The sequence below is a fragment of the Flavobacterium caeni genome, assembly GCF_900101895.1.
Taxonomy (GTDB): Bacteria; Bacteroidota; Bacteroidia; order Flavobacteriales; family Flavobacteriaceae; genus Flavobacterium; species Flavobacterium caeni.
The window spans coordinates 81672-93323 of sequence record NZ_FMVF01000004.1 but is presented as its reverse complement, the minus strand read 5'-3'; the positions used below and the strand labels follow the sequence as shown (position 1 = coordinate 93323).

The 11652-nt window shown below is 52.1% G+C and carries 8 protein-coding genes; 3 read left to right on the top strand and 5 right to left on the bottom strand.

The annotated features are described in order from the left end of the window. Positions 1-48: 48 nt before the first annotated feature. From BLP55_RS04455 to BLP55_RS04435, 5 genes are read right to left on the bottom strand one after another with little or no spacing between them, the layout of a single operon-like run. Positions 49-1290 (bottom strand): glycoside hydrolase family 99 protein, encoded by a 1242-nt coding sequence (locus BLP55_RS04455; RefSeq protein ID WP_091141133.1) that lies wholly within the window; start codon positions 1288-1290, stop codon positions 49-51. Between the two features lie 58 nt (positions 1291-1348). After that, complete coding sequence (locus BLP55_RS04450) at positions 1349-2854, bottom strand: RagB/SusD family nutrient uptake outer membrane protein (RefSeq protein WP_091141331.1); 1506 nt, start codon at positions 2852-2854, stop codon at positions 1349-1351. A gap of 21 nt (positions 2855-2875) precedes the next feature. Beyond that, positions 2876-5818 (bottom strand): SusC/RagA family TonB-linked outer membrane protein, encoded by a 2943-nt coding sequence (locus BLP55_RS04445; RefSeq protein ID WP_091141132.1) that lies wholly within the window; start codon positions 5816-5818, stop codon positions 2876-2878. Positions 5819-5833: 15 nt separating this feature from the next. Beyond that, positions 5834-6910 (bottom strand): hypothetical protein, encoded by a 1077-nt coding sequence (locus BLP55_RS04440; protein ID WP_091141131.1) that lies wholly within the window; start codon positions 6908-6910, stop codon positions 5834-5836. 2 nt (positions 6911-6912) lie between these two features. Next, a complete protein-coding gene (locus tag BLP55_RS04435) occupies positions 6913-7431 on the bottom strand; it encodes a DUF5004 domain-containing protein (protein WP_091141130.1) in 519 nt (172 codons plus the stop codon). A gap of 374 nt (positions 7432-7805) precedes the next feature. Here BLP55_RS04435 and BLP55_RS04430 point away from each other — a divergent pair, with 374 nt between their 5' ends. The 3 genes from BLP55_RS04430 to BLP55_RS04420 all read left to right on the top strand — a co-directional run bounded on the left by BLP55_RS04430 (position 7806) and on the right by BLP55_RS04420 (position 11620). Next, positions 7806-9401 carry a DUF6377 domain-containing protein gene (locus tag BLP55_RS04430; RefSeq protein WP_091141330.1) on the top strand — a complete coding sequence of 532 codons (1596 nt, stop codon included), beginning with the start codon at positions 7806-7808 and terminating at the stop codon, positions 9399-9401. Between the two features lie 299 nt (positions 9402-9700). Continuing rightward, positions 9701-11089 (top strand): ammonium transporter, encoded by a 1389-nt coding sequence (locus BLP55_RS04425; RefSeq protein WP_091141129.1) that lies wholly within the window; start codon positions 9701-9703, stop codon positions 11087-11089. 36 nt (positions 11090-11125) lie between these two features. Further along, a complete protein-coding gene (locus BLP55_RS04420; RefSeq protein ID WP_091141128.1) occupies positions 11126-11620 on the top strand; it encodes a nuclear transport factor 2 family protein in 495 nt (164 codons plus the stop codon). The last annotated feature ends 32 nt before the right edge of the window (positions 11621-11652 follow it).

Sequence of the window (11652 nt, the reverse complement as noted above, 5' to 3'; positions counted from 1 at the left end):
TAATCACGGTATTTATTTTAGGTTTTGGGCATTGCCCATGGGTTGGGCTTAAATTTCGTTGAGCGTTTGTACGGCCAGATCGGGTTGCATCGACACAAAATAGCCAAAGGCCTTGTCGAGTTTGGCCTGTACCGCGGCATTCGCTTGGTGTTGTTTGCGCAGCGTATAAAGCCTGCCGATATCGGTAAAGACATTACCCACCTGAACGCCCGCAAACGTTCGAATTTTTTCTACATAATTGTACCCGAACTCTACAGTTGGCTCGAGCATCGTGCCCTCGCCAAAGTCGTTCCAGGTGATGAGCTGCACGTAGTCGAGCCCCGCATTTTGCGTCATGGTTAGTGTTTCGTCGAGCGTAGCGCCGTTGTTGTGGTCGATTGTCCAACCCAGCCAGGAACCGCCGCCGCCCTGCGCATAAAAATCGTTGAAGCCGGGATAAGCGCTGCCAAAAGCCACGTCCAGGGCCGCAATGTTGTTGTTGTAAAAGTTCGCCAGGTGCGTATTGTTCTGGTACACCCAAGCATATTCGCCCGCCGCGTTGGCCCCTGCTTCGCCCGATTCGTTCCACAAGGTCAGGAACGTAGGCTTGGGATTGAGGTTGCTGAAAACCGAGGTCCATTCGGCCGGCGTTTGCAGCGTAATAGGACCAAAGTTAAGCAGCAGCGGTTGGTTGTTGATGTGGATGTAGTTGGCGTCGTTAAAGCAATTGCTTTGCAGATAGGCCATGTCGTTTTTGGCCGCGCCCGTAACCGTAGGTGCCTGTCCCGCGTTGACAATGTTTTGCAGGAAGCGGTCTTCATACACGATCGCGTATTCGAGTCCGACGTCGTCGAGCAATGCAATGAGTTGCTCCGCATTTTCCTTGATCATGCGGTAATCGTTGACGTTGTACGTGCCGTACCAGTCGATCAGCAAGCCGTCGACGCCCGCGTATTTCATCAAAAGCAAATGGTTTTCGATCACGTCCCTATCGCCTGAATGGTACGGACCGATCAGCGGATAGTAATGCGAGGCGATGTCCCTTCTGCCGTTGGGATCTACATTGTTCGGATTGCGGTTGGCCATGGTCCAATGGTAGCCCCACTGCCCGTTGTCGCTGCTCTGGTTGGTTTCGAACCACGTCATGTAGTGCATGTAAATCTTCATGCCGTTGGTCTTTTGAACCGGTACCGGCGTGAAGGTCTCCGCAGGCGGATTGACCACGGGAACATACGCGCTGTTGTCGTCTCCCCCGCAACCCAACAAGGCAAGCACAATGCCCACGGATGCTAAAATTTTGTTCTTGATCATGATAAAAAAGATGCCGGCCCTAACTAATTCAAACTAACTAGAAGCCGGCATTAAATACTTAGTTGGCCGGGTACCCCGGGTTCTGGTTCAAATTCAAATTCGTCGCCAACACGGTGGCCGGAATCGGATAGATCGCCTTGAACGGCTCGCTGACCCCTTTTTCCCACCACGGCTGGAAGAACGTCCCGAAACGGATGTTGTCGGTTCTTCTGTGCGCCTCGAACGCAAATTCGCGCAGCAGTTCGTCGTTGAGGAACGCCAGGTCGATTGTGGTCGGCATTTCGGTGCCCGCGCGCTCGGTGATTTGCTGGATGAACGGTGTCGCCAAATCAGGCGATCCCAAACGCACATAACACTCGGCCTGCATCATCAGGATCTCGGCATAGCGGATGAGCACAAAATCGTGGTCGCGCTCCCATTGTTCGCCGGCCTTCATCTCGTATTTGCCCAAACGAACGCCTTCGTTTTGTTTGGCATCGGTAAAGTTGACGATGTCTTCGGTATAAATGAGCGGTTCGCCGCTGTCCATGATGATGACCGATCCGGTAGCAAGGCTGATCTGCTCGCCTTCGACCATACAATTGCGGCGCTTGTCCTCTGGTGCGAATTTAGACCAAACACCCGGCTGGGCCGCCATACCGTTGCCGCTCCACGGATAGTCTCCGGTTGGCGAAATCGTAAAACGGTGCATGTAGTGGCAGCTCATCGACGACATGTAGTTGCCAATCGTACCTGCTTTCTGGTCATAAGGAATCGAGAAGATGATCTCGTTGCTGGTTTGGTTGTTGGTCGCAAAATTCGCGAAGAAGTCGGGTGCCAATGTGTGGCCGGTAACCTGCTGACACATGTCGATACAATCCTGCCAACGTGCCTGCCCTATAAATGCCTCGGAGTTCAAATACAAACGCGCGAGCATCGAATAGGCCACATTCTTCGTGAATTTAGAGTAGGCGATTTCCGAACGCAAGTACGGCAACGATTCGAGCAATTCGGCCTCCACAAAGTTGTAGACTTCCAAACGCGTCGAGTTGCCCGGCAACGATTGGTCTTCGAAATTGGTCACGATGGGCACATTGCCAAACATGTCGAGCAATTGGTAGTAATAGTACGCACGGATCGAACGCAGCTCGGCAAAAATAGGGCGCTTGGCTTCTTCCGAAAGCCCCGATTTGTTGATCTGGTAAATGATCGCGTTGACCTTCGAGATGCCGGTGTAGCAATAGCGCCACGCCGATAGGATCATGCCGTTTTCGGGGGTCCACTGGTGGCGTTGCACCTCTTGGTAGCGCCCGCCGTCGAACCAGTCGGTACCGCGGGTCGGGATCGTGGCTTCGTCCGAGGCGACCTCGTTCAAAAAGAACACGTACTCACTGGTAGGGAACGCGTTCGAAATCCCGTCCTGGAATCCGCGCAAAGACGAATAGGCCCCGCCCACGAGCGCCTGGATTTCGTTTGGCGTCGTCCCGAAGTTGTCGTCGGCTACCTTGTCGTAAAGTTCCTCGTCGAGGTTGGTACACGAAAACGTGAAGAGCACGAGGAACGCTGCTGTTATTCTGAATTTCATTTTCTTCATTTTTAGATTGAATTAGTTGCCCAAGGTAAAGTTGAGTCCCACCGAGAAAGTCCTTGGTCTCGGAAAGTTGTTGAAACGGTCGATGCCCGGATTGGCCAAGCCCGTCTGGTCGTCGCCGCTTACGAGCGGAATCTCTGGATCTACCCCATTGTATCCCGTGATTACGGCCAGGTTTTGGCCCAGCACGTACAGGCGCAATTTCGATTTCGATTCCTTGAACGGAATGGTATAACCCAAGCTTACGGTTTGCAAACGGAAGAACGACGCGTCCTCGATCCAACGGCTTGAATAGGTTGGGGCCGTGGTGCCGTAGTTGTAGTAGTAAGCGTCCGGGATGTTGTACGACGGCATGCGGTTCGGGTCGCTGAGCATCATGGCCGTGGCGTTGAGTGCGTCGTTTCCGAACATACCGTAGCCGGTCCAGCCCAGGTCAAAATTCTTGTAGGTGAAATTCATGCCCACACCCATCGTGAAATCGGGTTGCACATCGCCGATGACTTTGTAGTCTTCGCTAAGGATTTCCTCGCCCGCTTCGTTAAAGCCGTAAAATTCACGACCCCAGAACGTACCCACGGCAAATTGCTCGGCAATCACCTGCGAGAATTGGTTCGACATACCCGCAAGCCCGTGCAACGAACCGCTGTAGATCACGTCGGCCTGGTAGGTTTGGTTGGACAAACGCTCGATCTTTTGCTTGTTCTTGCCAAAAACCAAATTGGTATTCCAGGTGAACTTTTCGTTCTTGACGATGTCGGCGTTGAGCGACAATTCGATGCCTTTGTTGCTCAAATCGCCCACGTTGGCCAGCATCGTGCCCACCAAATATGGTGGCTGCGGCACCTGGTAAGTATACAGCAAGTCATTGGTTTCCTTTTGGTACCATTCAAATGTACCCGTGATGCGGTTCCACAAGCTAAAGTCGATACCGATGTTGGTTTGGCGTGTCGATTCCCATTTCAAATCGGCGTTCGGGTTTTGGATCGGCGCATAGGCCAAGCTCCACATGCCGGTTTCGGGATCGTAATAACTGTCGCGGCCAACGCCCAAAATCGAGAGCGATTTGTATTCGCCGATGCCGTCCTGGTTGCCCGTCACCCCGATGCCCGCGCGGAACTTGAGGTTGGTGAGCCAGTTGTCTGTGGCATCCATGAATTTTTCGTTCGAAATGGTCCAGGCCACAGCCGCCGATGGGAACACGCCCCATTTGTTGTTGTCGCCAAAACGGCTCGAACCGTCGCGACGTACCGTGGCGGTGAGCATGTACCTGCTGTCGAAAGCATAGTTCAAACGACCAAAAATCGATACCAGGTTAGATTTTCCTTTGTACGAGTACACGTCGCCCAAACGGTAGTTCGAGCCCGCACCCAGGTTGTTGTAGCTGAACAAATCGGTTTCGAACCCGCTGCGTTGCGCGCCGAATCCGTCGTAAACGTTTTCAAGGTAGGAGTAACCGCCCATCACGTTTACATTGTGTTTCCCAAATTCACGCGCATACTGCAAATACACCTCGGCCTGCGCGGTCGTGTACTCGCTGTAGGTACGCTGGGCGTAGCCATTTTCGGTACGGCCTTCGAGCACCGCATAGGTCGGCTTGTAGGTCGCGCCTTGCATGGCGTTGTGTTCGAGCGACAAGTTGGCGATGGCCGTCAAATCGCGGAACAATTTGGCCTCTGTCTTGAACGTCCCGAGCAAACGGTGGCGTTCGTTGTCGACACGGCGGTTGGTCAATATCTCGACCGGGTTTTCGTAAAGCGTCCCGCCCACTTCGGTAAAACTACCGTCGTTGTTGTACACCGGGATTGTCGGGTTCAAATTGAACGAACGCTCAAACACGCGGTAATCGAGCGGATGCCATTTGTCGATGTTGGCGAACAAGCCCACATCAAACTTAAGCGCCTTGTTCAGCGCATACTGGTACCCACTGATGTTGCCAGACAAACGTTCGAGCTCGGTGGTCTTGATGACGCCTTCGTTCTTCAAGTAAGAAAGCGAAGCACGCAAGCCGCTTTCCTCGCCGCCCGAAGTGAGCCCGAGGTTGTGCTGTTGCATAAAGCCTTGTTGTTGCAATTCTTTTTGCCAGTCGGTGTTGCCGCCGTAATCGACCGCATCGGCAATGTTGTTCTCGCGAACGTACTGGCGCCACTGGTTGGCCGAAAGCAAATCGAGGTTGTTGGCCGCCTCGCTGATCCCGGTCAGGCCGCTGTAAGTTACCGAACTGCTCTTGGTACCCGCCTTGGTCGTGATGATGATGACGCCGTTGGCACCGCGCGATCCGTAAATCGCAGTGGCCGAAGCATCCTTCAAGACATCGACACTTTTGATGTCTTGCGGCTGTACGATGTTGATGTCTACACCGGCTACACCGTCTACCACCACAAGCGGGCTGTTGTTGGCCGTAAGCGAAGTGCCGCCGCGCAAACGCATGGTCGCGCCGCTGGCCGGATCGCCTGTTCCCTGAATGATCGAAAGACCGGCTACCTTACCCTGCAAGGCCTGCTCGGTAGATGCCACGACGCCTTTGACGAGGTCGTCGCCGCGCACCGTCGAGATGGAACCCGTCAAATCGGATTTGCGCATTTTGCCGTATCCGACCGAAACCAATTCGACCGCATCGAGCATGGTGGCGCTTTCCTTCAGGCTCACGTTCAATGTAGATGGCGTCGATGCATTGACGACGGCGATATGTGTTTCGAAGCCGATGAACGAAATTTCAATCGTATTGCCCGAGGTGACTTCGATGGTGTATTTTCCGTTCTCGTCGGTAACGACCGATTTCTTGGTCGCCGTTTCTAAGATCGTCGCACCCGGCAAAGCCACGCCCGCGTTGTCCGATACGACGCCGGTGAGCAGCTTTTTGTCTTGTGCAAACGAACCAACCGAAAGCAGCAACGTCAAAATCAGCGCAAGCGATTGGAGGGCCCACGGGGTGCGGGCTGTTGTTTTTGTATGATTCATTGGTTTGGTTTTAAGTTAGTCGAGCGTTTTGAGCGGGATGGTCGTGTCTGAAATCGTACGGTCGGTATTGTCCTTCACGAGCACGTGGATTTCGGTCGCGTTGACGTTCTGCAACGCCGTCGGCAAATTCACAAACCCTTTGATTTCGGTCATGCTACCATTGATTTCACCCGTGATTTGCGTAGCCCCGGCCGTAACGGTGTAAAGCAACTTGATGATGCCCGGCTCGTTGTTGGTACGGATGATCCCCAAGAAATCACGCTTCGAGATTTGTTGCGGGAAGAACGAAAATACAGGCGGCGGTGGCGGAACGTATTCGGCCGCGTTGAGCACCTGATCGGGAGTGGTAGACGCCCAATCATCCTTGACGAACAAAAAGTTCATGTTTTGCATGATGTAACCATCGGGTGCGGCAAAATACTCCTTGGGCACGAGGTCCATTTTGTAGAATCCGTTACCCAATTCCTTGAGTTTGGTTTTGAGTACGACCTCTGGAATCCAAGACTGATACTGCACTTGCAAATCCCAGTTGTTGAGTCCCGAATGCATGTGCACGCTGGTCGCGCCTTCGAACCCAGGCGCCAGGTTGGCGTTGAACAAAATGCTCAGCCCTTTGTCGATCGAGGGCGCGGTAGGATAAGCGCGGATGAGTTCGTTGGCCGTATAGAACGAACTGAACGGCGTGTAGGCGATGTTGGCCACGTCGGATTGCTTGGTGCCCGCATCGTCCTTGAGACGGAACCAGAATCCTGCACTGCCCGCAATCGCTTCGGGTGTCATCGAAAAATAAAGTGTTGGGGTAAGCGTAAACTTCCAGGTCATGCCGCTCACGTAGGTCAGCTTGGCAAAATCCGATGAGTTTTCCCAGTTGCCCGCATCGGGCTCCGAGGGCGACCAAATCCAGATATAGATGTCCTCGCCCATGGCGAATTGTGTGGTGGAAAGGTCAAAATACCAGGTCACTTCCTCGTCGTAATTGTAGACTACCGGAAACGACCATGTAGGGCCAACAGGGCCCATTTCTTGCTGTGCGTTGGCCAAATTCGGCAACAGCAACAGCGCCAGTACGATGGTTTGTATAAATCTCTTCATGTTTAGTTGCTTGCGGTTAATCTAAATACATACGACACAAAAGGCGTCCCGCTTGAGGTGCGCACGAGCTGCAATTCCATCTCCTGCGCCGAGCCCGGAACAGCCGTTAGCCTTAGTTCATCTGTTTTTTGCGTTTTTTGCGCATCGCTGAACAAATGGATGCGTACCGCGCTACCGCTGGGTTGCTGGAACGGCGAACTCAATTGGTAGTAACCGTTGGCCGGAAACAGCGTCGGCACATCGCCGAGCACTTCGTAGCTCGTGGGTTGCCCCGCCGCGTCTACATCGAATCGGATCTTGAAATCCTCATAATTAAAGAAACCGCTCAGGTTTTGTTCGTTGGGTTCGACCCCGTTTGCCTTGGCCACTTCGTCGACCATTTTAACGCTGGCCAGGTTCCATTGCCCATCGATTTTTTCATAAATCGAAATCGGCGCGGTGTAGCTGCCATCGTCGGGTTCGTTACACCCGAAAGTGAGCAAGGCCAAAAGCGCAGTTGCCGTGATTAATTTACATTTCATAAGTTTTCGTTTGGATTTTTTGTTAGTTATATCGTTTTCGTAAACGTTAAGGCGAAGCTAGAAGTTAACAAAGTCTTAAAAAAAAAGTTGGACAAAAATCAAGATGAAAATCTACCACTTTTTTACTTAACTAACTGATTTACTGTTATTAGTAAATGAAACTGTTTTCAAAAAATCAAGACGCTGTCGAGATTGATTTTGGTGCAGATTTGACCGTGAGTTGCCACAATCGGAATGGATCGAACCCAAAATTTCAAATTCTGGACGCAAACGATTGCATTTTTATCGTATTGAAAATTTTTGGACTATATTTAGCCATCCAAAAGCCAACCCCTAAAAAAATCAAAATGGTTTTTGGGGTATCCAAAAGAAACATGACCCGATTATTATCGCTTATTGCGCTGCTCGCCGCGTTGACCATTTCGGCCAAGGAACGGCCCATCCTGGGCGAGCTCGACCGCATCCTATTAAAAAAGGACATCTACATGCGGCAGAAGTACGCGCGCATCAAAAGCCTGAACACCAGCGAACACCAGTTTACACTCAGCAAGGACGACCGCAACCTGTACCATACCTACATGGCTTTGTTCGACGAATACAAATCGTTCAAATACGATTCGGCCTATTACTATCTCGAACGCGCCAAGACCAAGGCCTGGGACACCAAAGATGTGCAATTGCTGTCACGGGCACGCATCAAGGAAGGATTTGTGCTCTTGTCGTCGGGGTTGTTCAAGGAAGCCATCGACACGCTGAGCAGCATCGACCCCAAAACGCTCACGGGCAAACTGGCGTTCGAATACTATTCGGTCAAGGCACGCGCCTACTACGACCTGGCCGATTACAACAAAGACCAACGCTACAACATCCACTATGTGCGCACCGGAAATTTGTACCTCGAGAAAGCGTTGGCGCTGATTGGCCCCAACACCAACGAATACTGGGCCACCGAAAGCCTCAAACGGCTTAAGCAGCAAGACTGGAAAGGCGCCGAATTTGCCTTTAGCTATTGGATCAACAACTTCAAGCTGCCGCCCGACTTTTACGGCATTGCGACCTCGAGCCTGGGCTACATCTACTCGGAGCGCGGTTTCAAGGACAAGGCCATCGAATACCTCGCCATGGCCGCGATTGCCGATGTCAAGAACGCCACCAAGGAAACCGTCGCGCTCAGGAACCTGGCCAACGAACTGTTCAAGATGGGGCAGCTCGATAAGGCCAACCATTACATCAACCTCGCGATGGACGACGCCACGTTCTACAACGCGCGGCACCGCAAGATCGAAATCTCGTCGATTTTACCGATCATCGAAAAAGCGCAACTCAACAAGGTCAACGAAAAAAACGACAAGCTCGAAAAAATCGTCATCCTGCTCGCGATACTGGCGGCCATCATCGTGCTGTTTTTGGTCATCATCTTCAAACAACTCAAGGAACGCAACGCCTCGCGTAAGGCCATGTCCGATTCGGTGGGCCAATTGCAAACCATGAACCGCAGCCTTAGCGAAGCCAACGCGATCAAGGAAGAGTACCTCGCCTACTCGATCAAGGCCACGTCCGATTTGATCAACAAGATCGACCACATGCAAAAAAGCACCATCCAAAAAGTCATCGCCAAAAAGAACGACGAAATCCTCGCCAGCCTCAACCGCTACAACGTCAAGGCCGAACGCGAAAACCTGTTCCACCAGTTCGACGACATCTTCCTTAAACTTTTCCCGAGCTTTATCGCCGATTTCAACAATCTGTTTCCGCCAGACCACCACGCCACGATCAAAAAAGGCGAGCTGCTCAACACCGAGATGCGCATTTTTGCGCTCTACCGCCTCGGCATACAGGACAGCAACCAAATCGCCGACTTCCTCGAGCTGTCGGTGGCCACCATTTACACCTACAAAACCCGCATCAAAAGCAAGTCGGAATTCAAGGACACGTTCGAAGAAAAGATCATGGCGATTAAGTCTATTTAGTATTTTTTATTGCTATTTTTATTAGGGCGTGCCGGCGGTTGACGTTTTGCCGTTCAATCGAAATCTTGTGGCCGCCGTCGGGTGTTCCGCTTTATCTTTGCGGCTGCGCCGCAAAGGATGCCGCTGCACCCCCTCACGCAAACCAAACATTCACGAACATCGAAAAAATAGGGTGTTTGTCGAAAAAACACCATCCTAAAACGATGTAGTCAATCAATTAACAGGGTTGATGGTTTATTTTTGATTGTTTTTTATAATTTTACCCCAACAAAAACAGGGTAATCTTAAAAAACAACAAAATGAGAAAGATTGAAAAGCGTTGGATCGTTTCGTTTCTAATCATCACCGCGGTGGCCATCGGTGGCTTGTTCTGGACGCCGGCCAACGACGCGCACATCCTGGCCCAGTTCGGCCCTACCGAAAACATTGTCCCCGCCGACGTAGCGTGGCTGCTCACGGCTTCGTCGCTGGTATTGCTCATGACACCCGGGCTGTCGTTCTTTTACGGCGGCATGGTGGGCAAAAAAAACGTCATTTCGACCATGTTGCAAAGCTTCATCTGTTTGGGCGTGGTATCGCTCATTTGGGTTGTCGTGGGGTTTAGCCTTGCTTTTGGCGAACCCATCGGCTTTCACTTTGCCGACGGTTTTTACAGCGTCATAGGCAACCCATCGACGTTTGCGTTCATGGACCATGTGGGCATATTGCCGCACCAAACCATGGCCGCGACCATTCCGTTCATGCTGTTTGCGTTGTTCCAGATGAAGTTTGCAATCATCACGCCGGCCATCATCACGGGCTCGTTCGCCGAACGCGTACGGTTCATCTCGTTCCTGCTTTTCATCGTCTTGTTTACGCTGTTCATTTATGCGCCGCTTTGTCATTCGGTATGGCATCCTACGGGCATCCTGGGCACTTACTTTGGCGTCAAGGATTTCGCGGGCGGCACGGTAGTGCACATGAGCGCCGGGTTCGCGGCATTGGCGGGCGCGTTGGTGTTGGGCAAACGCAAGAACAGCCACCACATTCCTACGAACATTCCCTTTGTGTTGCTCGGCACGGGCATGCTTTGGTTTGGTTGGTTCGGCTTTAACGCCGGATCGGCGCTCGCGGCCAACGGGACCGCGGCCATGGCTTTTGCCACCACCACCACCGCATCGGCATCGGCCATGCTTACCTGGTTGTTTTTTGAAAGACTTAACGGCCGCAAGGTTTCGGCCCTTGGAGCGTGCATAGGCGCCGTCGTAGGTTTAGTTGCCATTACTCCTGCGGCGGGCTATGTCACGGTTCCGCAAAGTATTTTCTTTGGGTTCATCACGGCCATCGTTTCGAGCAAGGTGCTTTCGATGAAAGCCATGAAAAAAATAGACGACACACTCGACGTGTTTGCCTGCCACGGCATTGGCGGCATCATGGGCATGATCCTGACCGCGATTTTTGCGCAAGGCGAGAACGCCAGCCTGTTGCACGGCGGATGGAACGTGTTCGCGCACCACATGATCGCGCTGGTATTGGTATCGGTGTTTACGTTTTTTGGTGCCGTTTTGTTGTTCAAGATCACCAATGCGTTCATCCCGTTGCGCGTGTCTGAAGAAGCCGAAAACCAAGGCCTCGACCTGTCGCAACACGACGAAAGCCTCGAGCACCAAAAACCCGCGCCCATGGGCATCATCGATTTGATGAAGTAAGTGTTTTTGACTATCTTCGGATGCAAAACCACCGACATGAAAAGACTATTGATGATCCTCTGCATTTTGGTACCGGCGTTGTCCGTGGCCCAAAACAAGGAAAAAGAAACCATCGGCAAGTTGCTCGACAACTGGCACCAGGCCGCCGCCGACGCGCAATTGGATGCTTATTTCCAAGTGTTGGCCCCCGATGCGATTTACATAGGCACCGACGCGACCGAACATTGGAGCGTCGACAAATTCAGGAAATTCTGCAAACCGTATTTCCACAACAAAAAAACGTGGGATTTCAAGGCCTTGGAGCGCCATGTCTTTCTGGACGAAACAGGCGAGCTGGCGTGGTTTGACGAATTGCTCGATACGCAAATGAAGATTTGCCGCGGTTCGGGCGTATTGCGCAAGGAAAAAGACGGTTGGAAAATCGTGCACTATGTGCTTTCGATGACCGTACCGAACGACAACGTAGAACCCGTCGTCAAAATCAAGACACCCATCGAAGACGCCTACATCAAGACGCTTCAGCAAAAATAATCAACGTTATTTCCAAACCCAATTTGATGAAG